The 24881-nt window shown below is 70.1% G+C and carries 27 protein-coding genes and 1 pseudogene; 10 read left to right on the plus strand and 18 right to left on the minus strand.

All coding sequences use genetic code 11. From position 1 onward, the window contains the following. Nucleotides 1-181: 181 nt before the first annotated feature. From ACTJJ4_RS10960 to hrpB, 4 genes are all read left to right on the plus strand, one after another. Nucleotides 182-610 (plus strand): MarR family winged helix-turn-helix transcriptional regulator, encoded by a 429-nt coding sequence (locus tag ACTJJ4_RS10960; RefSeq protein ID WP_292699299.1) that lies wholly within the window; start codon nt 182-184, stop codon nt 608-610. A 97-nt stretch (nt 611-707) separates the two neighbouring features. Next, entirely contained in the window at nt 708-2327 is a 1620-nt protein-coding gene (locus ACTJJ4_RS10965; protein WP_440943344.1) for an SPFH domain-containing protein, read from the plus strand. A gap of 210 nt (nt 2328-2537) precedes the next feature. Next, nucleotides 2538-3068, plus strand: coding sequence for a hypothetical protein (locus tag ACTJJ4_RS10970; protein WP_440943345.1), 531 nt, complete (start codon nt 2538-2540; stop codon nt 3066-3068). A gap of 51 nt (nt 3069-3119) precedes the next feature. Continuing rightward, nucleotides 3120-5669 (plus strand): ATP-dependent helicase HrpB, encoded by a 2550-nt coding sequence (gene hrpB, locus ACTJJ4_RS10975; protein WP_440943346.1) that lies wholly within the window; start codon nt 3120-3122, stop codon nt 5667-5669. A 117-nt stretch (nt 5670-5786) separates the two neighbouring features. Here the strand turns inward: hrpB and ACTJJ4_RS10980 are convergent, their stop codons facing one another. From ACTJJ4_RS10980 to ACTJJ4_RS10990, 3 genes are all read right to left on the minus strand, one after another. Next, a complete protein-coding gene (locus ACTJJ4_RS10980; RefSeq protein ID WP_440943347.1) occupies nt 5787-6515 on the minus strand; it encodes an ABC transporter permease in 729 nt (242 codons plus the stop codon). Continuing rightward, nucleotides 6512-7300: an ABC transporter ATP-binding protein gene (locus tag ACTJJ4_RS10985; protein ID WP_440943348.1), complete on the minus strand. Its 789-nt coding sequence runs from the start codon at nt 7298-7300 to the stop codon at nt 6512-6514. The genes ACTJJ4_RS10980 and ACTJJ4_RS10985 overlap by 4 nt, the downstream gene beginning before the upstream one ends. 128 nt (nt 7301-7428) lie before the next feature. After that, the gene (locus ACTJJ4_RS10990) at nt 7429-8925 is read right to left on the minus strand and encodes an L-serine ammonia-lyase, iron-sulfur-dependent, subunit alpha (RefSeq protein ID WP_440943349.1); all 1497 of its coding nucleotides are present in this window, start codon (nt 8923-8925) and stop codon (nt 7429-7431) included. A gap of 131 nt (nt 8926-9056) precedes the next feature. On the opposite strand from ACTJJ4_RS10990, the gene ACTJJ4_RS10995 reads away from it, so the two are divergent. After that, the gene (locus ACTJJ4_RS10995; protein ID WP_440943350.1) at nt 9057-9548 is read left to right on the plus strand and encodes a carboxymuconolactone decarboxylase family protein; all 492 of its coding nucleotides are present in this window, start codon (nt 9057-9059) and stop codon (nt 9546-9548) included. Nucleotides 9549-9578: 30 nt separating this feature from the next. Next, nucleotides 9579-10418: a sigma-70 family RNA polymerase sigma factor gene (locus ACTJJ4_RS11000; RefSeq protein WP_440943351.1), complete on the plus strand. Its 840-nt coding sequence runs from the start codon at nt 9579-9581 to the stop codon at nt 10416-10418. A gap of 3 nt (nt 10419-10421) precedes the next feature. On the opposite strand, the gene ACTJJ4_RS11005 is transcribed toward ACTJJ4_RS11000, so the two are convergent. Continuing rightward, nucleotides 10422-12152, minus strand: a complete 1731-nt coding sequence (locus tag ACTJJ4_RS11005) for an L-aspartate oxidase (protein ID WP_440943352.1) — start codon at nt 12150-12152, stop codon at nt 10422-10424. Between the two features lie 71 nt (nt 12153-12223). Here ACTJJ4_RS11005 and ACTJJ4_RS11010 point away from each other — a divergent pair, with 71 nt between their 5' ends. The 4 genes from ACTJJ4_RS11010 (at nt 12224) to ACTJJ4_RS11025 (ending at nt 14683) form a co-directional block, all read left to right on the plus strand. Next, a complete protein-coding gene (locus tag ACTJJ4_RS11010; protein ID WP_440943353.1) occupies nt 12224-13174 on the plus strand; it encodes a LysR family transcriptional regulator in 951 nt (316 codons plus the stop codon). Between the two features lie 160 nt (nt 13175-13334). Continuing rightward, nucleotides 13335-13586: a hypothetical protein gene (locus ACTJJ4_RS11015; RefSeq protein ID WP_440943354.1), complete on the plus strand. Its 252-nt coding sequence runs from the start codon at nt 13335-13337 to the stop codon at nt 13584-13586. Further along, nucleotides 13583-13753 (plus strand): hypothetical protein, encoded by a 171-nt coding sequence (locus ACTJJ4_RS11020; RefSeq protein WP_440943355.1) that lies wholly within the window; start codon nt 13583-13585, stop codon nt 13751-13753. Before ACTJJ4_RS11015 ends, ACTJJ4_RS11020 begins: the two co-directional genes overlap by 4 nt. A 99-nt stretch (nt 13754-13852) precedes the next feature. Further along, on the plus strand, nt 13853-14683 hold the full coding sequence (locus tag ACTJJ4_RS11025) for a tyrosine-type recombinase/integrase (RefSeq protein WP_440943356.1): 831 nt from the start codon (nt 13853-13855) through the stop codon (nt 14681-14683). Between the two features lie 98 nt (nt 14684-14781). Here the strand turns inward: ACTJJ4_RS11025 and ACTJJ4_RS11030 are convergent, their stop codons facing one another. From ACTJJ4_RS11030 to ACTJJ4_RS11095, 14 genes and pseudogenes are all read right to left on the minus strand, one after another. Then, a complete protein-coding gene (locus tag ACTJJ4_RS11030; RefSeq protein ID WP_440943357.1) occupies nt 14782-15000 on the minus strand; it encodes a hypothetical protein in 219 nt (72 codons plus the stop codon). Nucleotides 15001-15013: 13 nt separating this feature from the next. Continuing rightward, nucleotides 15014-15226 (minus strand): hypothetical protein, encoded by a 213-nt coding sequence (locus ACTJJ4_RS11035; RefSeq protein ID WP_440943358.1) that lies wholly within the window; start codon nt 15224-15226, stop codon nt 15014-15016. Beyond that, a complete protein-coding gene (locus ACTJJ4_RS11040) occupies nt 15226-15678 on the minus strand; it encodes a peptidoglycan-binding domain-containing protein (RefSeq protein WP_440943648.1) in 453 nt (150 codons plus the stop codon). The genes ACTJJ4_RS11035 and ACTJJ4_RS11040 overlap by 1 nt, the downstream gene beginning before the upstream one ends. After that, a pseudogene (locus ACTJJ4_RS11045) lies at nt 15655-16002 on the minus strand (M23 family metallopeptidase); the annotation flags it as partial. The pseudogene ACTJJ4_RS11045 and the gene ACTJJ4_RS11040, both read right to left, overlap by 24 nt. Further along, nucleotides 16002-18263 carry a hypothetical protein gene (locus ACTJJ4_RS11050; protein ID WP_440943359.1) on the minus strand — a complete coding sequence of 754 codons (2262 nt, stop codon included), beginning with the start codon at nt 18261-18263 and terminating at the stop codon, nt 16002-16004. The pseudogene ACTJJ4_RS11045 and the gene ACTJJ4_RS11050, both read right to left, overlap by 1 nt. Next, nucleotides 18260-18565, minus strand: a complete 306-nt coding sequence (locus tag ACTJJ4_RS11055) for a hypothetical protein (RefSeq protein WP_440943360.1) — start codon at nt 18563-18565, stop codon at nt 18260-18262. Before ACTJJ4_RS11055 ends, ACTJJ4_RS11050 begins: the two co-directional genes overlap by 4 nt. A 71-nt stretch (nt 18566-18636) precedes the next feature. Then, nucleotides 18637-19824 (minus strand): hypothetical protein, encoded by a 1188-nt coding sequence (locus ACTJJ4_RS11060; RefSeq protein ID WP_440943361.1) that lies wholly within the window; start codon nt 19822-19824, stop codon nt 18637-18639. Then, the gene (locus ACTJJ4_RS11065; protein WP_440943362.1) at nt 19824-20330 is read right to left on the minus strand and encodes a hypothetical protein; all 507 of its coding nucleotides are present in this window, start codon (nt 20328-20330) and stop codon (nt 19824-19826) included. The genes ACTJJ4_RS11060 and ACTJJ4_RS11065 overlap by 1 nt, the downstream gene beginning before the upstream one ends. A 6-nt stretch (nt 20331-20336) precedes the next feature. After that, nucleotides 20337-20738 (minus strand): hypothetical protein, encoded by a 402-nt coding sequence (locus ACTJJ4_RS11070; RefSeq protein WP_440943363.1) that lies wholly within the window; start codon nt 20736-20738, stop codon nt 20337-20339. Beyond that, the gene (locus ACTJJ4_RS11075) at nt 20735-21148 is read right to left on the minus strand and encodes a hypothetical protein (protein WP_440943364.1); all 414 of its coding nucleotides are present in this window, start codon (nt 21146-21148) and stop codon (nt 20735-20737) included. The genes ACTJJ4_RS11070 and ACTJJ4_RS11075 overlap by 4 nt, the downstream gene beginning before the upstream one ends. A 2-nt stretch (nt 21149-21150) precedes the next feature. Beyond that, nucleotides 21151-21492, minus strand: coding sequence for a hypothetical protein (locus ACTJJ4_RS11080; RefSeq protein WP_440943365.1), 342 nt, complete (start codon nt 21490-21492; stop codon nt 21151-21153). A 73-nt stretch (nt 21493-21565) separates the two neighbouring features. Continuing rightward, nucleotides 21566-21790 (minus strand): hypothetical protein, encoded by a 225-nt coding sequence (locus ACTJJ4_RS11085; protein WP_440943366.1) that lies wholly within the window; start codon nt 21788-21790, stop codon nt 21566-21568. 14 nt (nt 21791-21804) lie between these two features. Beyond that, entirely contained in the window at nt 21805-23706 is a 1902-nt protein-coding gene (locus tag ACTJJ4_RS11090; RefSeq protein ID WP_440943367.1) for a head maturation protease, ClpP-related, read from the minus strand. Beyond that, complete coding sequence (locus tag ACTJJ4_RS11095; RefSeq protein WP_440943368.1) at nt 23703-24845, minus strand: hypothetical protein; 1143 nt, start codon at nt 24843-24845, stop codon at nt 23703-23705. Before ACTJJ4_RS11095 ends, ACTJJ4_RS11090 begins: the two co-directional genes overlap by 4 nt. Between the last annotated feature and the right edge of the window lie 36 nt (nt 24846-24881).

Here is a 24881-nt window from a genome sequence, read left to right on the forward strand (position 1 = left end):
CGTTGCATTCGTTACCTCGCCGTTATACACTCATCGCACGGTGAATGTTTGCTGTGGCATGAACCGCATGTGATTGCAGGACACTCTTGGTGCAAGGGACAAGGGCCGGCCGGAAGCCTCTCCGACCGGCCCTTACTTGTGCGGCGAGCACGACGTCGGCGCGTGACACTACGCTGATCACATGACTGACCGCCAGCTCGCCCTGCAGGCCTGGGAGAGCCTGTTCCGGGCACAGCACGAGCTCTTCGGCGAGATGACCGAGGACTTCGACGGCGCACCGATCACCCAGGCCGAATACGACGTCCTGCTCACCGTGGTGCGCTCCTGCGAGATGACCGCACGCCTGCGCGACATCACCGCGAACTCGCTGATCAGCCAGCCCAGCGTCTCGCGGCTGATCGACCGGATGGTCTCACGCGAGCTGGTCACCAAGGCATCCGATCCGGAAGACGGCCGCGGCGCCGTCGTGACGGCGACGGATGCCGGCGCACGCGCCTTCCGCGCCCTCGCAGCCTCGCACGGCCGATCCATCGCGGAGCGGATGGCAAAGCTCGACGATGATGAGCTGAGCACCCTGCTCGCCCTGACCGAGAAGCTGCGCGGGCGGTAGCCCTTCGACAGGCTCAGGGACCCAGCCGGTACACCGCTCCCCGTCTTCTGGCAGGGTGGAGGCTGAATCACACCTTCTGAGGGGAAAGGGCACTTGTATGGAGATCGCCGGAATCATCGGCATCCTGGTCATCGTCGGCGCAGCCGTCGTGGCCGCGATCGTCATCGGACTCATCCTGCTGCTGTTCGCACGCAGCTGGATCAAGGTCGCGCGCGCCGACGAGGCGCTGGTGATCTCGGGCCGCAAGCAGAAGGTGCAGCGCGCTGTTCTCAACGCCGACGGCAGCACGAGCTCCGAGATGGCGGAGTCGCCCGTCACGGTCATCGTCAACGGCAAGTCGCTGGTCAACCCGATCACGCAGCGCCACGAGATCATCTCGCTGCGCTCCCGCCAGGTGCTGCTGAACGCCGAGGCTCAGTCGCTGGACAGCGTGACCCTCAACGTCGACGGCGTCGCGATCGTGAAGATCGGATCCGACCCCCTCTACGTGCGTCGTGCGGCCGAGCGCTTCGCCTCGCAGGACAAGGCCATCGAGCAGTTCACCACCGAGCAGCTCGAAGGCGCCCTGCGTGGCATCGTCGCCACCCTGTCCGTCGTGGAGCTGATGCGCGAGCGGAAGAAGTTCTCCGACCAGATCGCCGCTGACGTCTCCAGCGAGCTGGCCGACCAGGGACTGATCCTCGATTCCTTCCAGATCAAGGGCATCACCGACAAGGTCGGCTACATCCAGTCGCTGGGTGCGCCCGAGATCCAGGCGAAGCGCCAGGCTGCGGAGATCTCGCAGACCAACGCCGACCGTGCGATCAACCAGAAGAACATCGCCAACCAGGAAGCGAACCTGATCGAGCAGACCGCGCTCGACACCAACACCGCCAACGCCAACGCCGGCATCGGCCGCGCCCGCGCCGAGGCCGAGCAGGCCGAGCAGCTCGCCCGCGCCCAGGCCGAGCAGGCCGTTCTGCAGCAGCAGGCCGAGAACAAGCAGGCCCAGCTGGATGCCGATGTGAAGCGCGTCGCCGACGCCCAGCGGTACGAGGCGGAGACCCGGGCTCAGGCCGACCTGTTCACCCGCGAGAAGTCGGCCGAGGCGGCCGCCATCGAGCAGGTCAAGCAGGCCGAGGCCCGCACCCGGATCGCCGAGCAGCAGGCCCAGGCCGACAAGGCGCGCGCCGCAGGTGAGGCCGCCGCCGCCGAGGCGAAGGCGACCGGTGAGGCCAACGCGCTGCGCGCCCAGGCCGAGGCTGAGGCCGAGGCCCGCCGCCTGCGCGCCAACGCCGAGGCCGAGGCCATCCGCGCCGAGGGTGAGGCTCGCGCGGCCGCCGTCGAGGCCGAGGCCAAGGCCATCGCCTCGAACCAGGAGGCGTTCCTGTCGCAGCGCGTGCTCGAGGTGCTGCCGTCGATCATGGCGGAGTTCGCCAAGGGCTACGCCGCCATCGGCAACGTGTCCATCATCGGCGGCTCCGGCGAGGACGGCGCGTCCAGCGTCATCGGCGGCGACAACGCCAAGGCGATGCGCGCCGTGTTCGACAGCGTCAGCGCCGCCACCGGCCTCGACCTCGCGGCGATCATCCAAGGTCAGGCCGTCGGTCGCGGCATCGGCGCGGGCGTCGCCCAGGCCGCGGATGCCGCACCCGCAGCATCCGCGACGAAGACCGCCGCAGCGCCGAAGACCGCCGCGCCCAAGGCCGCCCCCGCGGCCGAGACCGCCGCGGAGTGATCCACATCTGAGATGGGGCCGTCCTCCGGGGCGGCCCCATCTTCGTGCGCGCACGTGTCCGGCATCCGCGACACACATCGGGGGCCGACACGCCAGATTTCGGACGTTTCCCGCGAGAACGTCCGAAATGTGGCGTGTCGGCCCCCAGAATGTACCGGGCACGACCGGGCCATCCGGATGCCTGCGAGGGCCGCTCCGTACACTCGAAGCATGACGATGCCGAGCCAGTTCCCGTACGCCGTCTTCTCGGGAGCTCTCGTCGATCGCGCGACCGGAGGCTGGAGTCCTGCGCAGGCGGTCGTCGGGCAGGGCATGGTGACACTGTGGGTCGCCACCCCCGCCGGCTGGGTGCAGCATTTCAGCGTGCCTGCGAGCGAGGTGGTCGTGAAGTCGGCCGCCCAGCGCATCACCCTGGTCGTGCGCGGCCAGAGCTACCCGATCCTCGCGGACCCGGCGGCGGTCGACCGCGCCGTCAGGCTCAACATCACCGGCCTCACGGGCAACATCACCGGCTCCCCCATCCTCGAGACGGCGAGCACCGCGGGACGACTTGCGAACCAGGCGGGCGCCGCGCAGGCGTTCAGCGCCGGCGGCGGCACGCAGTTCCTCGCGGCCTCCCGCGCGTCCGGCGCCCGCGTCTCACGCCTGGGCTACCCCGCGATCATGGCCATCGGCTGCGGCACCGCCCTGGTCATCGCTGTCGTCACGCTCGTCGTCGCCGCGATGGTCATCAACATGTAGCGCGGAGGCCGCGGCGCGGCAGGAGGCCCGCCCGCACGGCAGACTGGATGCATGCCCGCCTTCGATCTCGCCGCGATCGGTGCAGGGCTGTCATTCGCGGACGCGCTGCCGGCACTGTCCGAAGCACTCGACGCGAGCACTGCGGTCGTCGTGAGCGCCCCTCCCGGCACAGGCAAGACCACGCTGGTGCCGCCGCTGCTGGCCACCCGCACCACCGACCGCGTGATCGTCACCCAGCCCCGCCGGGTCGCGGCACGTGCCGCCGCCCGCCGGCTCGCGCAGCTGGACGGCTCCGACCTCGGCGACCGCATCGGCTTCACCGTGCGCGGCGAGCGCGCGGTGAGCCGCGACACGCGCGTCGAGTTCGTCACGGCGGGAGTGCTGCTGCGGCGGATGCTGGATCATCCGGGGCTCGACGGCGTGGACGCCGTGATCATCGACGAGGTGCACGAGCGGGCGCTGGAGACCGACCTGCTGATCGGTCTGCTCGGTGAGGCCCGCGAGCTGCGCGAGGACCTCGTGCTGATCGCCATGTCGGCCACGCTCGACGCGGCGCGGATCGCCTCCGTCCTCGGCACGGACGCCGCGCCCGCGCCGGTCGTCGACCATGAGGTGCCCGCGTTCCCGCTCACCGAGCGCTGGGCGCCGAGCCCGGCGCCGCGTCTGGACGAGCGCGGCGTGACGTGGGCGTTCCTGGATCATGTCGCCCGGACCGCGGCATCCGCTGCCCGCGACCTGACCCGCGAGGACCCCGCCGCCGACGTGCTCGTGTTCGCTCCGGGGGCCCGCGAGGTGTCCGAGATCGCCCGCCGCCTCCGCGATGCGGGCGGCGGCTTCGACGTGCGGGAGCTGCACGGGCAGATACCCGCAGCCGAGCAGGATGCCGTGATCCGCGGCCGTCGGCCCCAGGATCCGCCTCGCGTGATCGTGACGACCTCCCTCGCGGAGTCTTCGCTCACCGTGCCGGGTGTGCGCCGGGTCGTCGACAGCTGCCTGGCCCGGCATCCGGTGCGCGACAGTGCACGCGGCATGAGCGGACTGGTCACCTCGGCGGCATCGCGCTCGTCCTGCGTGCAGCGCGCCGGCCGCGCCACCCGCCAGGGTCCGGGAACCGTGATCCGCTGCGTGGACGAGCGCAGCTACGCCGCCGCGCCCGCGCGCCCGGTGCCCGAGATCGCCACCGCCGACCTCGCCGACGCCGCCCTGCTGCTGGCCTGCTGGGGCGCGCCGGGCGGCACCGGCCTGCGGCTGATCGACCCGCTCCCCGCGGACAGCCTCGCCGATGCGGTTCGCGTGCTGCACGGTCTCGGCGCGATCGACGACGACGGCCGGGCCACCGATGAGGGTCGGGCGCTGGCACGCATTCCGACCGATCCGCGTCTCGCCCGCGCCCTGCGCGACGGCGGACCGCTGGTCGGCGCGCGGCTCGCCGCCGAGGTCGTCGCGCTGCTGGGCGGGGACCTGCGACTGGCGGATGCCGATGTCGCGCACGCACTCGCGTCTCTGCGCGGCGGACGTGCGCCGGATGCTCGGCGCTGGAGTCGCGACGCCGAACGCCTCGAGCGTATGATCCCGGCGACGCCGGGCATCCGCTCCGGCCTGGACGGCGTGGGCCTGGTCATCGCGCTGGCGTTCCCGGAGCGGATCGCCCGCCGCATGGAGCGCTCGGCCGAGGGGGCGACGTTCCTGCTGGCATCCGGAACCCGGGCCGGTGTGCGCGGCCCGCTCGCGGATGCCGAGTGGCTGGCCGTCTCCGACGTCGCCCGCGCCTCCGGGCGCGCGGCTGCCGGCTCCGGTGCGGTCGTGCGCGCGGCCGCCGCGCTCTCGGAGGAGCAGATGGAGCACGCCGCGAGCCATCTGATGACCGACCGGGTCGAGGCCGAGTTCGCGGGCTCCCGGGTGCAGGCACGGCGCGAGCGCCGGGTCGGCGCGATCGTGCGCTCCTCGGTGCCGGTGCGCGCGTCGGCCGACGAGGGCAGGGATGCCGTGCGGCGCGCACTCCGCCGCGACGGGCTGGGGCTGTTCACCTGGCGGGATGCCGCGGACGAGCTGCGGCGACGCCTGGCGCTGCTGCACCGGGAGCTGGGTGCGCCGTGGCCCGACGTGTCGGATGCCGGTCTGCTCACGGCGATCGACACCTGGCTGGCACCCGAGCTCGATGCACTCGCGAGCGGGACTCCGGTGGACCGTCTGGACCTGGCATCCGCTCTGCGGCGTCTGCTTCCGTGGCCGGAGGCGGTGCGGTTCGACGAACTGGCGCCGGAGCGCCTCGAGGTGCCGAGCGGCTCACGCATCCGCGTCGCCTACCCGCCGCTGGACGACCCGACGGCGCGGCCGGTGGTCGCCGTGAAACTGCAGGAGTGCTTCGGCTGGGCTGAGACGCCGCGACTGGCCGACGGCCGCGTGCCGGTGCTGTTCCACCTGCTCTCCCCGGCAGGGCGTCCGCTCGCCGTCACCGACGATCTCGCCTCGTTCTGGTCGGGACCGTACGCGCAGGTGCGCGCTGAGATGCGCGGACGGTACCCCAAGCATCCGTGGCCCGAGGACCCCTGGGCGGCCGCTCCCACCCGGCACACGAAGAATCGCGCCGCGCGCGACTGAGCCCCGCTCCCGCCCGATCAGCGGACGCCGTCACGATCAGCGGATCGATCGGCCGCATCCGTCCGGGAATCGGGACTTCGTCCGCAGATCGGGCGACGGATGCTCCGCACGGGGCGCCTAAGGTGTGCGGCGGCGCAGCGTGAGCGGCGCCAGCACCAGGCATCCGACCGCGAACGCCGAGACGATCAGCAGGGGCGCGCCGACGTCCCACCCGGTGTCGCCCTTCGTGACGGCCTGGATGGCGTCGATCGCATGGCTGAGCGGCAGCCAGTCGGAGATCGCGTAGAGCACGTCGGGCATCTGGTCGCGCGGCATGAACAGCCCGCCGAGGATGATCTGCGGGAACACCAGCACCGGCATGAACTGCACGGCCTGGAACTCCGTCTGCGCGAACGCGCTGGCCAGCAGGCCGAGGGCGGTGCCCAGCACGGCATCCACCACCGCCACCGCACCCAGCTGCCAGAGCGGCCCGTCGACGGTCAGCCCGCACACGTACACGGCGAACGCGACCGTGATGACGGCCTGCAGGATCGCCATGAGCCCGAACGCGAGCGCATAGCCGAGGATGAAGTCGGCCTTGCCGAGCGGCGTGGTCATGAGCCGCTCGAGCGTGCCCGAGCGGCGCTCGCGCAGGGTGGTGATCGAGGTGATCAGGAACATCACGATGAACGGGAACAGTGCCAGGATCGCGCCGCCGAACTTGTCGAACACCCCCTCCTGATCGGCGAACAGCCAGGCGAACAGGCCGACCAGCAGGCTGGGCGCCACGAGCATGAGCGCGATCGAGCGCGGGTCGTGGCGCAGTTGCTGCAGCACCCGGCCGGCCGTGGCGAAGGTGCGCTTCATCGCTCCGCCTCCTGGCCGTGGTCCTTCTCGCGCTCCCTCTCGCGCTCACGCAGCGAGCGGCGGGTCTCGTGGCCGGTGTCGCGGCGGATCAGCGTGAGGAACGCCGCCTCGGCATCCATCTGCCCGGTGTCGGCGAGCAGCTGCTGCGGGGTGGTGTCGGCGATGATCCTGCCGTCTCGCATGAGCAGCAGCCGGTCGCAGCGCAGCGCCTCGTCCATCACGTGACTGGAGACGAGCATGGTGGTGCCGGCGTCGGCGATCTCGCGGAACAGCGTCCACAGCTCGGCACGCAGCACGGGATCCAGGCCCACCGTCGGCTCGTCGAGCACGACGAGCTCGGGTGTGCCGAGCAACGCCGCCCCGAGCGACACCCGGTTCAGCTGACCGCCGCTGAGCGCATCGACCGCCTGGTTCGCCTGGGAGGCGAGCCCCACCTGGGTCAGCACCCGGTCGACATCGTCCCGCGGCGCGCCGAGGACGGATGCGAAGTAGCGCAGGTTCTCGCGGACGGTGAGGTCGGTGTACACCGCGGAGCCCTGCGTGCCGTAGGAGACGCGCCGCCGCAGGCCGCGGGCTCCCGCGGCCTCGCCGAGCACGGTGACACTGCCGCCATGGGTGCGCTGCACGCCGACGATCGAGCGCATGAGCGTGGTCTTGCCGCATCCGGACGGCCCGAGCAGACCGATCACCTGCCCTCGCGGGATGCGCAGCGACAGCCCGTCGAACACGTCGTGGCGCCCGCGCCGCACCCGCAGCCCGTCGATCACCACCGCATCATCGCTCATGCGATGAATTATTCACCTCGCGTGCCCCGCGGGACAGGGCAGAACCTCGCAGATCTGCACGACTCCGCAGACCTGGGTCGGTTTCGTCCGCGTGCGTGCAGATCTGCGGTGTTGTGCGGACTGCCGCGTCAGCACTCGATGACGTTCACCGCGAGGCCGCCCTCGCTGGTCTCCTTGTACTTCGTCGACATGTCCAGGCCGGTCTGGCGCATGGTCTCGACCACGGCATCCAGCGACACGTAGTGCTCGCCGTCGCCGCGCAGGGCGAGGCGGGCGGCGGTGACGGCGGTGGATGCCGCGATCGCGTTGCGCTCGATGCACGGGATCTGCACGAGCCCGCCGATCGGGTCGCAGGTGAGGCCCAGGTGGTGCTCCATCGCGATCTCGGCCGCGTTCTCGATCTGCCGGTTCGTGCCGCCCATCACGGCGGTCAGGCCGCCTGCGGCCATGGCGCACGCCGATCCGACCTCGGCCTGGCAGCCGCCCTCGGCACCCGAGATCGAGGCGTTCGCCTTGAACAGGGAGCCCAGCGCGGTGGCGGTCAGCAGGAAGCGGCGGATGCCCCGGCGGCGGTTCGCCTCGGCGATGACGTCGGGGTCATCGATAGCGCCGACGGCGATCAGCGACGCCTCCGCGCCGAACCCGAGAAGCGCACTGCCGACGAGCTCGCCGTAGGGCGTGACCGCGTTGCCCACGCCGAGGCCCGAGTCGGCGAGGAAGCGCCACCAGTACATCGCGACGGCGGGGAGGATGCCCGCCGCCCCGTTGGTCGGCGCGGTCACGACGCGGCCTCCGGCGGCGTTCTCCTCGTTCACGGCGAGCGCGAAAGCACCGAGCCACTCCCCCGGCACCTGTGCGTGACCGTCGGATTCGACGGCCTCCAGCTGCTCGCGGATGTCGTTGGCACGGCGCTTGACCTTCAGGATGCCCGGAAGCGTGCCGCCGGTGTGCAGGCCGGCTTCGACGCAGGCGCGCATCGCGTCCCAGATCGCGTCGAGCCCGGCTGCGACCTCCTCCTCGCTGCGGACGGCGGTCTCGTTCAGTCGCGCGAGCTCGGCGATCGACAGCCCGTTCTCGTCGCACAGCGCGAGCAGCGACGCCGCGTCGTCATAGGGGAACGGCTGCACGGCGGCCGTGACGCGCGCCTCCTCGCCGTCACGGCGGATGAACCCGCCGCCGATCGAGTAGTAGATCTGCTCGGCGACGGTGCCGCCCTCGGCATCCAGCGCCCGCAGGGTCATCGCGTTCGGATGCCCGGGCAGTCGGGTGCGCGGAGTGAAGGCGACGTCGTCCTTCGAGAAGTCGATCGGATGCCGTCCGGCGAGGTTCAGCCGCTGTCCGTCCGGCCATCCCTGCCACGCGGCCCGCACGTCATCGGGGTCGCACGTCTCGGGGTGCAGACCCTGCAGCCCCGCGACCACGGCATCCGGGGTGCCGTGGCCGAGCCCGGTGGCGCCCAGCGAGCCGAACAGCTCGCAGGTGACGCGCGCCACGCGGTCGAGCGCGCAGTCCGCCTCCAGGCGCGCGGCGAAGTCCACTCCGGCGCGCATCGGGCCGACGGTATGGGAGCTCGAAGGCCCCACTCCGATGGAGAAGAGGTCGAAGGCCGAGACGTACGCAGTCACCCCTCCAGCCTAGGCCTGCGCGGGCCTGTCGAGGCCGCGCTTCCGGCAGGCGAGAGGGCGGCGCGATGACCGCCGACGAGAAGATTCCGGCGGATCGGTCACATCTTCGCCGCGCCGTTCGTCCCCTCTGTATGAACGAGAACACGAACAGCACCACGACCGTCGTCGAGCACAAGGCGCGCATGCCGCACCCCGCGTTCCTGCTGGAGGGAGGGATCGACGCGCTCACCGGAGTGAACCGCATCGCTCAGTCCTCGGGCCTGCCCGAGGATCTGCTGCAGCTGGTCTCGCTGCGCGCCAGCCAGCTCAACGGCTGCAGCTGGTGCGTGGTCGATCACACCACGCAGCTGCTGGACGGCGGCGCGGGCCCGCAGCGCGTGGCAGCCGTCGCCGCCTGGCGCGACGCACCGTACTTCACTGCGCGCGAGCGCGCCGCCCTCGCCTTCACCGAGGCACTGACCCGCCTGGCCGACCACCACGACCCGGTCTCGGACGAGCTGTGGGCCGAGATGCTCGACTGCTTCGACCGCCGGGAGATCTCCGGCCTGCTGTTCGAGATCGGCGCCATCAACGTCTGGAATCGCATCAATGCGGCGATCCGCCAGCCGGCCGGCGCGCGCTGACGATAGCTTGCCATGCGGAACGGAGCGCACATGCCGATGACCGAGCCCCACGAGATCTTCGAGACGCACCGCAGGTATCTGACCGCGGTCGCCTACCGGATGCTCGGCTCGCACGCCGACGCGGAGGATGCGGTGCAGGAGGCCTGGATCAGGGCCTCCGGCACCGCCGCCGAGGCGGATGACCCGAGGGCGTGGCTGACGAAGGCGGTGAGCCGCATCTGCCTGGATCAGCTGCGTGCGCGCGGTCGGCGTCAGGAGAACCCCCTCGATCTGCTTCCCGACGTCGAGCGCGCACCGGCCGACGCCGATCCGACGGTGCGCGCCGAGAGCGCCGACCGGGTCGGCTACGCGCTGATGCTGGTGCTCGATCAGCTGAGCCCCGACGAGCGTCTCGCCTATGTGCTGCACGACGTGTTCGGGCTCTCGTTCGACGAGGTCGCGCCCATCGTGGAGCGCACGCCGCCCGCCGCGCGCAAGCTGGCGAGCCGCGCTCGCGATCGGGTGCGCGGCGCCGCACCGCGGGATGCCGATCAGGCGACGACCCGCGCTCAGCGCCGCGCCGTGGTCGACGCCTTCCTCGCGGCCGCACGGGACGGTGACTTCGCGGGGCTGCTGGCCGTGCTGCACCCCGACGTCGAGTTCCACCTCGATCAGGGCGCCGACGGCATCCGGATCGTCCGCGGTGCGGAGAAGGTGGCGGCGTCCGCCGCCGCGTTCCACCGGTACGCCACGGACTACGACTTCGAGATCGTCGAGCTGGCCGACGGATTCGCCGTCGTCGCGATCGACGACGGCGTCCCGGTCTCGCTGCTGTCCTTCAGCTCGGAGGGCGACCGCATCACGGTGATGGAGACCCGCGAACTGCGCTGAGGGCTACTCCACGAGCTTGCCCGTGCTGTCGACCTCGCGCATGAGCTCGGCGATCTCGCCGGGAACGGGGGCGATCGGCTCCCGCGTCACACCGGTCGTCGGCGACCACACGAGGTTCACCTGAAGCGCCGGATCGGTCTCGGGGAAGTCGCTGCGGTTGTGGCATCCGCGGGTCTCCCGGCGCTCCAGCGCCGCCTCCAGGGTCGCGCGCGCGGCGATCGCGGATGCCTTCAGGTCGAAGGCGTGCGCGAGGTCCTGGAAGCCGGCGATGTCCGGGTGGATGCCGACATCCGCCATCCGCGCCTCGATCGCGTCGAGCTCCTCCAGCCCCTCACGCAGACCCTGCTCGTCGCGCACCACCCCGGCGTGCTCGGTCATGGTGTTGCGGATGGCGCGCTGCAGCGCTCGCACGTTCTCGGTGCCGTCGGAGGCGAGCAGGTCATCGATCTCGGCGCGCGCCCGAGCGACGGCATCCGTCGAGCGTCGCTGCGCGTCCAGTCCCAGCGCGTGTGCCATCGCAGCCTGCGCGACGATCCGCCCGTAGACGAGCAGCTCGATCAGCGAGTTGCCGCCGAGCCGGTTCGCGCCGTGCAGACCGCTCGCCGCTTCACCCACGGCGTACAGGCCGTCGACGTCGGTGCCGTGATCCTCGGGCCGCACCCACACGCCGCCCATCGAGTAGTGCGCGGTCGGCGCGATCTCGATCGGGTCGGCGGTGATGTCGAGCATCTGCAGCTCGAGCAGCGTCTGGTACACGCGCGGCAGCCGGGTCATGATCGTCTCGCGCGGCAGGTGCGAGACGTCGAGCCAGACGCCGCCGTTCTCGGTGCCGCGCCCCTGCTTGATCTCCGTGTACGCCGCGAGGGCGACGCGGTCGCGGGTGGACAGCTCCATCCGCTCCGGGTCGTACTTCGACATGAAGCGCTCGCCCACGCCGTTGCGCAGGATGCCCCCTTCACCGCGGGCCGCCTCGGAGACCAGCGTGCCGGCGGCGTTCTCGGGCTCGATGATCCCGGAGGGGTGGAACTGCACGAGCTCGGGGTCGCGGATCCGGGCGCCCGCGTCGACGGCGAGCCGGAACGAGTCGCCGGTGTTCTCGTCACGACGCGAGGACGTGCGCCGCCAGATGCGGGTGTGGCCTCCGGCGGCGAGGATCACGGCGTCGGCGTGGATGAGATACCGCGTGCCGTCGGCCTGGTCGAAGCCGTAGGCGCCGAACACGACGTTGTCGCGCACCAGGATGCGGGTGATGTACACGCCGTCGAGGATCGGCACGTCCAGCTCCTCGGCGCGGCGCACCAGCGTGCGCTGGATCTCGAGTCCGGTGTAGTCGCCGGCGAAGGCGGTGCGGCGGAACGTGTGCGCTCCGAAGAACCGCTGCGAGATGCGGCCGTCGTCCTCACGGGCGAAGCCCATGCCCCAGCGCTCGAGGTCGCGGATGCCGCGCTCGGCACCCCGCGTGACGATCTCGACGGTCTGCGGGTCTGCGAGCAGGTAGCTCTCCTTGATGGTGTCTGCGGCGTGCTGCTGCCAGCTGTCCTCGGCGTCCATGGTGCCGAGGGCTGCGTTGATGCCGCCGGCGGCGAGGGAGGTGTGGGCGTCCTGGCGGGGACGCTTGCCGACCGCCAGCACGTCGATGCCGTGTTCGGCGACCTCGATCGCCGCGCGCAAGCCGGATCCGCCGGTGCCGATGACCAGGACGGTGGTGGAGATCTGTCGTTCGCGAGCACTCATGTGATTCACGCTAGGCTCGTCGGTTCGATAACTCCAATGCATTGTTCAGCTGATTTCGATAGTCTGAGCGCATGAACCTGGAACAGCTGCGGGGCTTCGTGGAAGTGGCGCGCCTGGGACACTTCACCCGGGCATCCGAGGGACTGCACGTGGCCCAGCCGTCGCTGAGCAGGCAGATCTCCACCCTCGAGCACGAGCTCGGCGCGCTGCTGCTGCATCGCGCGCGCGGGCACATCTCGCTGACCCCGGCGGGTGAGGTGCTGCTGCCTCGCGCGCAACGGATCCTGGCCGAGGTGGGCGCGATCCGCGCCGAGATGGACGAGCTCGCCGGTCTCGGCCGAGGGCGGGTGCGCCTGGGCGCGCCGCCCACGCTCTGCGTGAGCCTGGTCGCCGAGGCCATCAGCACCTTCCACGACGCGCACCCCGGTGTGGACCTGCACCTCGCCGAAGCCGGGTCGCGGGCGCTCGTGGAGCAGCTCGCGATCGGCGAGCTCGACATCGCGCTGATCACGGCATCCGACCTGCGACCCGTTCCCGGCGTGACGCTGAGCCGGCTGCCGCTGCTGTCCGAGGAGCTGGTCGTGGTCACCTCGTCGGCGGATCCACTCGTCCCCGCCGGCGCCACGGTGGATCTCGCCACGCTCTCCCGCGTCCCGCTGATCGCGCTGGACCGCAGCTACGACCTGCGTGCGACGACGGATGCCGCCTTCCGCGCGGCCGGGCTCGCGCCGACCTCCGTGCTGGAAGGGCCGGAGATGGATGCCGTGCTGCGGTTCGTGGAGCGCGGGCTGGGCGTGGCCGTGGTGCCGGCGATGGTGCTGACGGACCGTCCGGCGCTGAGCTCTGCGCGGCTGTCGATGCCGCTGACGCGCACCGTGAGCCTGGCGCACCGCTCGGACGTCACGCCCGGCGTGGCCGTCGCGGCCATGCGGGACCTGATCGTGGCGACCGCCGTGCGGTTCGCCGAGCGCGACCCGGCGCTGAGCAGCATCCTCCCGGAGACAGAAGAAGCCCCCTCCTGAGGAGGGGGCTTCAGCACTGTCTCAACACAGTGTGCGCCTCGAGGGACTCGAACCCCCAACCTTCTGGTCTGTACCCTGACCACGGCGCGGCCGGCTTCTGGACGAATGACCGCTCACTCATCCTAGCTGAGCTGTGGCCGGAGCTTGAGGCGGTCGCGCTGTGAGCGTCGAGACGCCCGATTTCGTGGCGATGGTGAAGCGGATGCTGCGCGCCGCCGGCCGTCGGGTAGCTGCCGGTGACGAGTGGGAGCTCGCAGAGCTCGTGTCTCTGCGCGGCGACCTGGAGGACGCCATCCAGGCCGCCGTCGACGGGCTGCGCGAGCAGGGCCACTCGTGGGCGTACATCGCCGATGGGCTCGGGATCTCCCGACAGTCGGCGCATGAGCGCTACGGCCGGAAGGCAGCAGCATGAGCGCCGGGTCGTGGGATGCCATGCTGCGCTGGGAGCAGGCCGAGCGCGAGCGCGCGGCGGGGATCTCTTCGGTGGCGGGCCTTGCAGCGCTGCGCGCTGGGGCTCGCCAGGCCGGCCTGCTGCTCGGTCAGGCGCCGACGCCGGATCGCCCGGTCGGTAGCGAGTAGTCCGCAACGCGGGAGGATGGATGCGGGATGCCCCCGCATCCCGTGATCGTGACTCCGGGTCTATCCGGGGTCTGTTTTGTCGTGCCCGGAGGGGGATACATGTTGGATCAGAGTTGGCTTGAGGCGATCGCCGCCTATGACGCGGATCAGGTGAACGGCGGCAAGCCGAAGACGACGCGGCGGACGCGGCGGGAGCACCTGCAGCACCTCGCGCGCCGGGTCAAGGTCGGCCCGTGGGAGCTCACGGGCGAGCTCCTGAGCGAGTACGCATCTGCTCAGGAGTGGTCGCCCGAGACGCGGCGGGGTCGCCGGAACACCTTCGTGAGCTTCTACCGATGGGGCGTGCGCGCGGGGAAGGTTGCCGAGGTCGTGGCGGAGGCGCTGCCGAAGATCCCGGTTCACGCGGCCAGGGCGAGGCCGGCCCCCGATCGCGTCTACCGTGAGGCGATCATGCGCGCCGCGCCGCGTGAGGGTCTGATGCTGCGGCTTGCGGCTGAGGTCGGGATGCGTCGAGCCGAGGTCGCCCAGGTGCATCCGGCGCGGGACCTGCTGGAGGATCTGGTCGGGTGGTCGCTGGTCGTGCATGGGAAGGGCGGCCGGGAACGGATCGTGCCGCTGCCGGGGTCGCTGGCCCGGGCGCTGCTGGATCTCCCGCCCGGGTTCGCGTTCCCAGGTGCCGACGGCGGGCACCTGTCGCCCCGGTACGTCGGCCGGCTGCTGGCGGATCTGATGCCCGATGGGTGGACGATGCACACGCTGCGCCACCGGTTCGCGACCCGCCTGTATGCGCTGAAGACCGACCTCCTGATGGTGCAGGAGTCCTTGGGTCACGCCTCCCCGACGACGACGCGTCGATACGTCGAGACGGATCGCCGCCGGATGCGCACGGCGATCGAGGAACTGTCGCAGTCGGACGTTCGGTACGGCTAATCCCCGTGTCAGGCCCGACCTGACAGCGAATCGCCCCGCGCCTGATGGTGTGGGGCGATCGCTGTTCCCGGTTGTCACAGCGCCTTGTGGCGCGTTTCTCAGGGTCGGGGTTCTCCGGTCTTGTCGACGTAGAAGAGTGCCATCAGCAGCGGCACGATGACGGGTGTTGCGGTTGCCGGGATCCAGCCTGCGAAGACGGCGACGCCGAGGGTTGCGGCTGCGACACCGTAGGCCCAGCGCCGGAGCGCCGGCGTGAGGACGCGCTCACTGCGGGCACGTGCTGCGCGTAGCTGCGCACGGGTGGTGGGTTCGGTCACGGTGGGTGTCCTTTCAGTCGAACAGTCCGGCGGGTGGTGCCGGGGGTGGCGGGGGCGATCCCCGATAGATGTGGTCCACGAGCTGCCGATTCCAGTACCAGAGGCGCTGGTTGTCGGACTTCCATTTGGTCAGCTGTACGCCGAGGGTCACTCCGCCCGTGACCAGAGCGACGGTGACGACGCCGAGGAACGCGAGCAGAGGCACGACGATGACGGCATCGACCATCAGACGCCCAGCGCCTTCCGGGTACGAGGGCCGACGATCCCGTCGGCGGTCAGCCCGGATCGACGCTGAAACTCCTTGATTGCTGCGGTCGTCTTCGGGCCCTGGATGCCGTCGACGACGAGATGCGCCGCGTACAGCGGGTAGTTGGACTTGAGCTTCTGCTGGACCGCGCGGATGAGGCTGCTTCCCGTCGGCGCTGGAGCGGCGGGCGGGAATGCTTTCGCGTCGGTGAGCGGTCCCCAGATGCCGTCTGCGGTCAGGCCGTGGCTGGCCTGGTACGCCCGAACCTTGGCCGTCGTGTCAGGGCCGTAGATGCCGTCCTGGGTCGCACCGACGACGCGCTGGATCTCGGTCGTGGGCCGGCTGGTGCGGTTGCCGTCCGCCGATCCGTCCAGGCGCTCGGCGATGTACGCCAGCGGCTCGACGCTCTTGCCGTGGATGCGGATCTCCAGGTGGTTGCAGTTCCCGGTGGCGTTGCCGGTGCGTCCCATCACGGCGATCGGGGCGCCCTCGGCGACCTTCGTCCCTCGGCTGACCTTGTGGGAAGCGTTGTGCATGTAGATGCTCGTGACGCCCGATCCGTGGTCGATGACGATGGTGTTGCCGGCGGCTGAGTTCATCCATCCGGCAAAGGTGACGGTGCCGGCGGCCACGGCGTGGATGGTGCTGAATCCGGTCATGTCAGCGCCGGCGTGGAAGCTGGAAACTCCGCCCTTGCGTGGCCCGTAGGGGCTGGATACTTTCGGGCGGGTGGTGGTGCCGTTGGGGTAGAGCATTATGGGTTCTCCGTTCCGTTGGTTGAGATCTCTGCATTGCCGGTCGCGAGGTCGAACACGACGCGGCGGACGCGGCCGTCCTGCTGCGCCGTGCCGGGGAGCGTGACTCGGGAGTAGTACCCAGGCGATGCCTGGAATCCGCGGGTGATGGTGGCGGACTGGGTTCGGCCGCGCTGGCTGATGGCGGCGAGGATCGTCGCGGCTGCGCCCGGCCCGGGGTACGGGGTCGACCGCTTGATGACGATGACCTTGCCGTCGGTGCCGGCGGCGTCGAACATCGTCGATCGCGAGCCGGTCTCGTCGAACCACTCGTAAGCGACGACGACGCCGGTTCCCCAGTCGTCGCGGTCGCGGCTGATGACGTCGCGGCCGTCGACCGTGTTGCCGACGGATGTCGGCCCGTACGTGCCTGTGGCGTACGCCTCGACGAGATTGCCGAAGTCAGTCGCGCCGGGTTCCGCGAGCCGCCAGACGCGCTGCTCGTCGCACCAGAGGCGCAGGGCGGATGCTTCGAGGAACGGGCGCAGGAAGTCGAACAGGGAGTCGCCGGGCGCCCAATCGAACAGGTCCGGCGGTCGCTCCGGAGTCGCCGTGCGGGTGCTCGACGAGGCGTTAGCGGCGTCCTCCCACGCATAGATGTAGTTCGCCGTGCTCGGGGTGCTGCCGTCGAAGTAGTCGAGCAGCACCGGCCCGACGCTGATCATCGCGTCGTCGATATCCCAGGTGCGGCCTGATGCACTGTTGAAGATCGAGACGTAAGCGACCATGCTCGCGGCGTTCGCCGGCGCCGTTCCGGTGATGCTTCGACGTTCCCAGGCTGTGCCGACGCTGGTAGACGGAACGGTGACGTTCCGGAGTACCGCGCCCTGCGGGTCGAAGTAGCGGATCGAGATCGTCAGGGTTGACCCTGCCGCGGACGCGCGGACGTGGGCGGACACTGTGTGCATGTCCCCCGGCCTGACCGGCGTGCTGCCCGTCGCGGCGCCCGACAGGTAGACGGCGCCCGATACGCCGCTCTGCGTCGCACGCAGGAAGCCGGCCTTGCCGCCGACGCCGACGCCGCTGTTCCAGGCGATCGCTGTGCTTGCCGAGCCGGACAGCCAGTCAGTGATGCCGGTCGCCGCGCTGGGGTTCTTCAGCATGTTGGTGGCGTTCCACTGCGCCGTCATGTCGACGTCGGGGCCGGCGGGGTCGAGGACGGCGCCGATCTTGTCGAGAGCCCATCCGACGATGCCGCGGAGGCTCGTCTCATGGGCGCGTGCGCTGCGGTCGATCGTCGTCGCGAGGCGCTTCGTGTCGTGGAGCTTCGCTTCGTCCGATGCGGCCTCGATCGTGAGGGTCTGCTGGGCGTGGTCGACCGTGCGGTCGCGGATGCCGAGGTCGAACACGCGCGGCGGCAGGAACGACAGTGACTCGTCGGCGGCGGTCACGGTTACTCGCTGATCCTGGCGGGGGTCGATGAGCTCGCCGATGCCGGCCGACGTCAGCTGGACGGTCACGGATGCCGACACGTAGGGGCTGTAGTTCTCGTCGAGAGTGATGGTCCCGCCGGTCGCTCTCAGGATCTCGCCCTGGTCGCGGGTCTCCAGCACGGATGCGGACGCGTTCGCGGTGCCGATCCAGCGGGTACGCTCCAGGTCGCCGTCCGGGTTGGTGTCGCCGTCGATGTACTCGGAGAGGGCTGCGCCGGTCTCCTGCTGCACAGCGTCGACGTAGGTCACGAAGTTTGGCTCGCTCGCCGACCCGGCACAGCCGACTGAGACGATGACGCCGGTAGCGTCCGCGGGGATGGTGAACGTGCGGGATACACGATGGACTCCGGGCTCGTTGGGCGCTTGCGGACCGAACACCTGAGTGACCAGGGCGCCGGGGCCGCCGATGAAGACGAGCATCCGACGCTGCCGCGATGCCAGCGAGGTATCCAACTGGATATGCGCTGCGGGCGTGTAGATGTACGCCGAGACGGTATAGGTGCCGCCGGGGGCCATGCCGGCCGGGAACGCGGTCAGCGACCCGTATCGGATGTCACCTGCCACACGGTTGGTGCTCCCGGCTGTCACCTTCATCGAGCGCGCGCCGGTCTGCGCCCAGTCCGTCGAATGGACGCCGGATGCCGATCCGGAGAATGACCATGTGACGTTGCCGGCCTCGAACGATGGGTCAGGGCAACTGTTGCGGCGCTTCTCGATCCACGGCGAGCCGATGCCAGCGATCCGGAGAGTGGCGACGGGCGCAGCTGGGGTCTCGTAGGAAACAGTCATGACGGCTGAAGCTCCTGGTATTCGACCTCAACGATCCATCGAGTCCGGGTGGTTTCGTCGAGCGTGATCCGGCATCCGCCGTCGACCGTCATGTAGAGCATTTCGCGCCAAGATCCGGGGTTGTCGAGGTCGTACAGGCCGAAGATCGCTGCCGGGGCGTGCATGTTGAACGCGTCGACGGCGGTGCTCTCGGTGAGGTAGAACAGGCGCAGGGTGCCGCTGCGCGGGCGCGACTGCAGTGCGCTGATCGCGATGCCGCCGCCGATGACGTCCTGGACGATCGTGGGGCTCGTGCGCCGCATTTCCCATCCGAGGTAAAGGTCGGGGTATGTCGACGGGCCGCCGCCGGCGTCGAGTCGGCTGATTTGGATGCTCACGGGTAGGTCTCCGATCCGGGAGGCGATACGTAGCGGCCGTAGATCTTGATGGACCGGCCGTTGTGGTTCGCGATCCAGCGGTCATAGGCGGCGGTCGCGCTGCCGAGGTTCGCTTCGACGTTCACGCCGACGGTCTTCCCCTTGATGCCGTAGATCTTCTTCTCGATCGCGTCGACGTCCTGGGTTGCCTGCCCGGTCTCGGCGTCGATGTAGACCTGGTGTCCGTCGGGCAGGGTGATGATGCTGTCGCCGAACTCGTCGACTTTCTCCGTCGCGCCCTCGGTTGCGCGCGCGGTGTCGATCAGGATGCGGGAGAACGCATCGGCGCCCCTCTGCCCGCGGCTCAGTTCGCCGGTCAGCGCGTCGAGTGCAGCCCGGCCGGCGTTCGCTTCGCTCGTCGCGCCGACGAGCATGTCGGCCAGCGCTTCGCCGCCGTCTGCGAGCTTGACAGCTTCCTCGGATGCGGCCTTCTCCTTCTTGGCAAGTGAGTCGTTGGCTTCGGCGAGAGCGGATGCCGAGCCGGCCGCGGCGGAGACTGCGGTGTCGAACGACACTCCCCAGTTCTTCGCGTTGGTCTCGGCCTCCTTGAAGAGCTCCGGGTCGGTGATGATCGAGCGCACCTTCGCCATCTGCTGTTCGTAGCTGAGCACTCGGCCGCCGGCCTCGATGAACGCGTCGGCCCATTCCGCGGCGCGCCTCGCGGATTCCTCGGAGGCCTTGTTCGCGTCGTCGAAGCCGGCCATGACGAGGCCGATGCCGGCGGCTGCTGCGAGGCCGGCGACGGCGCCGGCGGGACCGAACCCGGCGAACGCGTTCGCGGCGACCTCCTGGAACGCGTCGACGATCGACTCGGCGGAGCCGTCGAATGATGCTGCGGCTTCCCGGGCGGTGCTGTTCGCTTCGTCCTTGAACTCTTCGACGCCGTCTTCGGCGTTCCTCATGCCGCGTTCGACGTCGCGGCCGGCGTCCTTGCCGGCGTCGCCGAGATCCTTTGCGCGGCGGGCGGCGTCGCGGAAGCTGTCTTCGAGCTTGTCGACGGATCGCTCGGCGTCGCGCCCGCCCTTCTTCGCTGCGTCGGCGACGTCGTCGAGGCTGTCGGCGACGTCATCGAGGGCGTCGTCGACGTCGTCGGTTCCCTTGAGGAACCCGCGGACGTTGGATAGGAAGTCGATCTTGATGGGCATCAGCCGACCACCTCGGCTGCGGGGATCTTGCCGAGCTCGTCGACGACGGTATGAACCCAGAGGGCGACGATCTTCGTGCCAACCTCGCTGGCGGCGTCGAATGCGACCATGCCGTCCTGCTGCCTTCCTCTGAACTGTCTGTTGATGGTGAGCGGCCGGCTGTACGAGCGGCCGGCGCGGGATCGCTGGGTGACTTCGACGCGCCGCGTGCGGGCACCGAACTCGGTGCCGGCCCATTCCCAGGCCGGCACCAGGCCCCCGCTGAGGGGCCGGCGGCTGGTCGCCGCGTGCATGGTCACGCCTCGATCTGTGGCGGTGGCGCGGGCGCCCGCGACGATGATGCGCCTCGTCATCTCGTCGCGGGCCCGGGCGTTCAATGCCTGCTGCCAGAGCGGCCGGAGGCGTGAGCGAGCTTCCTTGTTGATGCCCGAGCGGATCTGCCGCTGGGCGCCGTGCAGGGCGAGGATCGTAGCCTGTAGCTCACGCGAGTTCCGGACGTCGAGCATGGCGGCCTACGGCACGTTGGTCGCGGTGACGGCCTCGCTGCAGGGCAGCTGGAGTGTCACCTCGGGGATGCCGCCGGCGCGGTCGGTCTTCAGCGGCGGCTTGATGGTCGCCAGGGTGACCTTGACGGCGAACGTGCCGTCGTAGTGCGGCGCCCATGTGAGCTCCATCGACGTCCCGGCGGGTGCATCGTGGAACAGCCGCCACAGGCTGTCCGGGTTCTCGGTGTCCTGCTGCATCACGATGGTGACCTGCGGATCGCCGGGTGTGACGTCGGCAATCGTGTTGTTGTCGCCGCCCTTCCACACGGTGCCGGTGTAGTTGGGCGTGTACTCGATCGAGCTCGTCTCGCCCTGGTACTGGTCGGGGCCGATCGTTGCCTTCCAGCGCTTGGTTGCCTTCGCGGTCATGGTGTCTCCTCGGTGATGAGTGCGCCCTCGGCGCGGATGGTGAAGTCGTAGGCCGGCTTCTGCGGGTCGTATTGGTTGCGGTTCGCGGTGCCGTCCCAGTTGTGTTCGGGCAGCTTTTCGAGGATGCGGATCATCTGCTCGGTGGCGGCCTCGAGTCGGTCTTCGACTTCGTCTCGGTCGTCGCCTCGTGTCGCGTCGACGATCACCCAGACGTGGAGCTCGACGACGACGGGGATGCCGTGCTCGTCGGGTGAGGTTCGGCCGGCGGCGATGGTGATCTGCTCGATAACGATCGCGATTGGCTTGTCGGGGTTGTCGAGCGGACCGAGCTGCGCCGGGTACGGGGTGATCTCCCAATCGGCGGGCGCGTCGGCGACGATCAGGTCGCGGAGGTCGGTTCGTGCGCTCATGGTCAGCCGATCAGGGAGCCGACGCGGCCGGCGTCGCGGGTCGGGTCGTCGGCGTCGGGAGCCGGGATGATGAGCATCGACATGATCTTGAAGTCGAGCGGGGTGACCCGCACACGCTGGGTCTCGCCGCCGAGCTCGTCGCCGGCGGATGCCTGGGATGCCTGCTTGTTCGCAAGCGCCTGGTAGGCAACTCCCTGCGCGAAACTCTCCGTCGGCGCCTCGGTGGTGTCGAACGCCAGGCCCTTGATGCGGAGGCACTGCTCCTGCGCCGCGGCGAGTTGCTTCGCGCTGACGCTGATGCCGAGATCGCTCTTCGCCTTATCGGGTGTGTACCAGGCGGTCATGGTGTCCTTCGGGGGTTGTAGGTGGTGCACGCGCCCGGGGCGGGGCCGGCCGCCCCGGGCGCGTGCTGCTGGGTCAGTCCTCGTCGGACTCGTCGTCGGCCGGGGGCGTGGACGGGGCCGGCTTCTCGTCGACGATCTGGTCGAGGTATCCGGCGCGGCGCTCGTCGAGCCGCTTGATCGCTGCGACGATCAGCGCCTTCTCAGCGCCCTTCGCCTTCTTGGCGGTCAGGCCGAGGCGCTTCTTCTCGGCGTCGATCTGGCTGACCTTGACCTTGATGTAGCCGTTGTTGTTGCCCATGGCTGCTGCTCTCCTTACGGGGCCGGGGTGATGGTGGCCTTGACGACGGCGCGGGCGTCGTTGATGAACGTCCCGCCGTAGGTGAAGACGCCGATGTCGGCGCCGCCGTGCGCGACGTCCTCGGCGCTGACCTCGAAGAACGGGGTCTCGTAGACGTCCGCGGCCCGGCTGTCGAGGGCGAGGAATCCCTGCGCCGCCAGCTGGAAATCGACGTCGACGTCGAACACGTTCGCGAGCGACGTGTTGCCGTCGAGCTTGACGAACCCGGTCGCGTTCGCGATCCATGCGGGAAGGTCGCTGATCTTCAGGTTGGAGAAGTCGGTGAACGCGGTCTCGCCCATCCAGAACTGGGTCGGGACTGCGCCGATCTTCTTCAGCTGCAGGAACGATCGCGTGATCGCGTCGATCAGCGTTGCGGGTGCGGTGCCGCTCAGCGCGGTCGCGCCGGCGACGAGGTCGGCGGCGACGGCGTTGTCGGACACGGGACCGTGTCCGCGGCGCAGGATCGTCAGCAGCGAGGCGACGAGGGCGGGGCTTCCGAGATCGGTGTAGATCCGGTCGACCTTGTTCGCGAACGCCCAGCGCGACGGCGTCTCTTCGACCTTCTCCGTCTTCCACTCACCGGTGGGCACCTCGGCGAGGTTGCCGGCGTAGGCCTGCAGCACGGGTGTCGGGAGCGTCCACTTCCAGCCTTCGATCTTCGGGCCGGTCAGCGGCTTGGGGCCGCCGAGGGCGTCGACGTGCGGGCGACCCTCGGGGACCGCCTGCCAGACTTCGCCGATCTTCTCGGTCTGGAGGAAGGCTTCGCCGGCGTCGTCGGCGGGCACGACGTTGGTCAGCGCGTTGTTGATGCCGGCGACGACTTCCTGGATCGACGCGCGGGCCTGGATGCGCTCGGCCGCGTCGCGGGCGATGTTCATCAGCGAGGCCGGGCGCTCGGTGACGCGGGCGCCGGGCTGCGGGACGTTGCTGGGGCCGGCCGAGTACTCGGCGGGCACTGCCACTCCGGGCACGCCGGCGGCGGGGGCTGCCGCCTGCAGCGATCCGCCGAACGATGCGGCGGCGTCGCGGGCTGCGGCTGCGACCTCGGATGCCACGGGCGAGGCCATGGCGTCGAGGATGCGGATGCCGTCGTCGTGCTGGGCCTGGGTGATGGTGCCTGCTGCCAGTGCGGCGGCGAGCTGCTCACGGTTCATGCTGGTTTCCTTTCGGGGTGTCGCCATGGCGGCGATCAGGGTTGGTGCTGGGGCCGCGGCGCGGCCGGCGTGGGCGTAGATGGGAAGGTCGAAGCGTGCGGCGACGTCGAGCTCGTCGTCGGTCTGGTTGTCGTCGGCGCCTTCGAGGCGATCGGCGAGGCCGGCGGCGACGGCCTCGGCTGCCGAGTACCACGTCTCGGCCTTCATCACGGCGCGCCAGTCGGCGGCGCTGCCGCCGGCCTTCTCGGCGTACATGCCGGCGATGTTGTCGCTGATGCGGTCGAGGTCGTCGGCGACGACGCGGAGCTCGTCGGCGTTGCCGAGTGCGATGGTCCACGCGTCGTGGATCATGAGCTCGCTGTTCTCGCCCATGATGACCGTGTCGCCGGCGGCGGCGATGAAGCTGGCGGCGCTGGCGGCGAGCCCGTCGACGTGGACGACGATCGACGCGGAGGATCGTCGCAGTGCGTTGCGGATCGAGATCCCGTCGTACACGTCGCCGCCGGGGCTGTTGATGTAGACGTGGAGCTCGGCGACGTCGAGGGCGTCGATCTCGCGGACGACGTCAGCGGCGACGATGTCGCCCCAGAATCCGCCGACCACGCCGTACAGGTGCAGGCTGGCGGTGCCGCCGCCCTGCTCCAGGTTCCAGCGGGCAGGGTGCTGGGCGTTCGCCTCGATCAGTCGCAGGCGCGAGCGGAGGGCGTCGAAGTGCTTCATGCGGGGATCTCCTCGGTGCGCAGGGTCTGGCCTTCCTGGGCGTCGATCCAGGCCTGGTCGATGAACCCGCCGTCGATGCCGAGCTTGTAGGTCTCGAAGCGGGTCTTCATGTCGGGGCGGGTCAGGACTTCGGTGTCGAACTCGGTCGACCATCCGGCCGGCGTGCAGTCGTTCATCGACAGGCGCGACGCGATCGGGGTCGTGTACGTCGACAGGTACAGGTCGATCAGTTCCCACGCGCGGGATGCGCGGTTCTGGTAGTTCAGCGTCGAGCCTTCGAGCGCGACGTCTGCGGCCCATGCGGGGATGCCGACCTGTCGAGCGAGCTTGATATCCATCCGGTTCTGGGCGTCAAGGAGCAGCTGCTCCTTGTCGAGACCGAGGGTCTTGACGGTGATGTCCTTGTCGGAGAATGCCGCGCCGTACTTCGCGCGGGCTGCCTGCCAGCTGGCGAGCAGCTGGCGGATCTGGTAGTCCTCCAGCGCCTTGTTGCCGGCGTAGTGCAGGTCGACCGAGGGGACGGGGTTTTCCTCGGCGAGCGATGCGGCGCGGTCGAGGACGACGGCGCGGCGCAGGGTCTTCAGCCCGTCGTGCAGGAGGCCGCCATCGGGGGCGTCGAACTGGATCACGTCGCGGTCCTCGACAGGCTTGCCCCAGGCCTTGATGACCTTGCCGTCGTCGTCGAACTCGGCGTCCTTGCGGTCGAGCAGCTTGACGCCACCGAACGCCGGCCAGTCGAACGCGTCGCGGCGCTGGACGATCCACCATGTGCGCGGGTAGAAGTACAGGGCGTCCGCCGTCCAGATCAGGGTCTGCGCGAGCGGGCGGTCTTCCTCGGGCTGCTGCAGGTACCCCATCTGCATCGGGGCGAGCTTGCTGCCGGTCTTGTTGACGAGCGTCATGCGGCCGAGGTTCGTTGCGAGCACGCGTCGGCCCTTGGCGACGACGTCGAGGCCCATCGCCACACGTCGCGAGATCCGGATACCGGATGCGTCGGTGAGTCCGAACAGTGACTCCAGATCGGCGGGGATCAGGTGGCTGCTGTCGGCCCAGTCCTCGGGGCTCTTGATCGCGAGCGACAGCGCCGGCGCGACGGCCGAGAGCGCGCGGCTCAGGAGGTTTGGCTTCGACTGGTTCACGTTCTGAACTCTGGGGCGCAGTTCGAACAGACGCGA

The organism is Microbacterium sp. 22195 (assembly GCF_052056515.1).
In the GTDB taxonomy this organism is placed as follows: domain Bacteria; phylum Actinomycetota; class Actinomycetes; order Actinomycetales; family Microbacteriaceae; genus Microbacterium.

What these genes read in the sequence shown, in the direction of transcription:
- ACTJJ4_RS10960 (WP_292699299.1), top strand. Translation starts at nt 182, where the DNA reads ATGACTGACCGCCAGCTCGCCCTGCAGGCCTGGGAGAGCCTGTTCCGG.
- ACTJJ4_RS10965 (WP_440943344.1), top strand. Translation starts at nt 708, where the DNA reads ATGGAGATCGCCGGAATCATCGGCATCCTGGTCATCGTCGGCGCAGCC.
- ACTJJ4_RS10970 (WP_440943345.1), top strand. Translation starts at nt 2,538, where the DNA reads ATGACGATGCCGAGCCAGTTCCCGTACGCCGTCTTCTCGGGAGCTCTC.
- hrpB (WP_440943346.1), top strand. Translation starts at nt 3,120, where the DNA reads ATGCCCGCCTTCGATCTCGCCGCGATCGGTGCAGGGCTGTCATTCGCG.
- ACTJJ4_RS10980 (WP_440943347.1), bottom strand. Translation starts at nt 6,515, where the DNA reads ATGAAGCGCACCTTCGCCACGGCCGGCCGGGTGCTGCAGCAACTGCGC.
- ACTJJ4_RS10985 (WP_440943348.1), bottom strand. Translation starts at nt 7,300, where the DNA reads ATGAGCGATGATGCGGTGGTGATCGACGGGCTGCGGGTGCGGCGCGGG.
- ACTJJ4_RS10995 (WP_440943350.1), top strand. Translation starts at nt 9,057, where the DNA reads ATGAACGAGAACACGAACAGCACCACGACCGTCGTCGAGCACAAGGCG.
- ACTJJ4_RS11000 (WP_440943351.1), top strand. Translation starts at nt 9,579, where the DNA reads ATGCCGATGACCGAGCCCCACGAGATCTTCGAGACGCACCGCAGGTAT.
- ACTJJ4_RS11005 (WP_440943352.1), bottom strand. Translation starts at nt 12,152, where the DNA reads ATGAGTGCTCGCGAACGACAGATCTCCACCACCGTCCTGGTCATCGGC.
- ACTJJ4_RS11010 (WP_440943353.1), top strand. Translation starts at nt 12,224, where the DNA reads ATGAACCTGGAACAGCTGCGGGGCTTCGTGGAAGTGGCGCGCCTGGGA.
- ACTJJ4_RS11020 (WP_440943355.1), top strand. Translation starts at nt 13,583, where the DNA reads ATGAGCGCCGGGTCGTGGGATGCCATGCTGCGCTGGGAGCAGGCCGAG.
- ACTJJ4_RS11025 (WP_440943356.1), top strand. Translation starts at nt 13,853, where the DNA reads ATGTTGGATCAGAGTTGGCTTGAGGCGATCGCCGCCTATGACGCGGAT.
- ACTJJ4_RS11035 (WP_440943358.1), bottom strand. Translation starts at nt 15,226, where the DNA reads ATGGTCGATGCCGTCATCGTCGTGCCTCTGCTCGCGTTCCTCGGCGTC.
- ACTJJ4_RS11050 (WP_440943359.1), bottom strand. Translation starts at nt 18,263, where the DNA reads ATGACTGTTTCCTACGAGACCCCAGCTGCGCCCGTCGCCACTCTCCGG.
- ACTJJ4_RS11055 (WP_440943360.1), bottom strand. Translation starts at nt 18,565, where the DNA reads ATGCGGCGCACGAGCCCCACGATCGTCCAGGACGTCATCGGCGGCGGC.
- ACTJJ4_RS11060 (WP_440943361.1), bottom strand. Translation starts at nt 19,824, where the DNA reads ATGCCCATCAAGATCGACTTCCTATCCAACGTCCGCGGGTTCCTCAAG.
- ACTJJ4_RS11065 (WP_440943362.1), bottom strand. Translation starts at nt 20,330, where the DNA reads ATGCTCGACGTCCGGAACTCGCGTGAGCTACAGGCTACGATCCTCGCC.
- ACTJJ4_RS11070 (WP_440943363.1), bottom strand. Translation starts at nt 20,738, where the DNA reads ATGACCGCGAAGGCAACCAAGCGCTGGAAGGCAACGATCGGCCCCGAC.
- ACTJJ4_RS11075 (WP_440943364.1), bottom strand. Translation starts at nt 21,148, where the DNA reads ATGAGCGCACGAACCGACCTCCGCGACCTGATCGTCGCCGACGCGCCC.
- ACTJJ4_RS11080 (WP_440943365.1), bottom strand. Translation starts at nt 21,492, where the DNA reads ATGACCGCCTGGTACACACCCGATAAGGCGAAGAGCGATCTCGGCATC.
- ACTJJ4_RS11085 (WP_440943366.1), bottom strand. Translation starts at nt 21,790, where the DNA reads ATGGGCAACAACAACGGCTACATCAAGGTCAAGGTCAGCCAGATCGAC.
- ACTJJ4_RS11090 (WP_440943367.1), bottom strand. Translation starts at nt 23,706, where the DNA reads ATGAAGCACTTCGACGCCCTCCGCTCGCGCCTGCGACTGATCGAGGCG.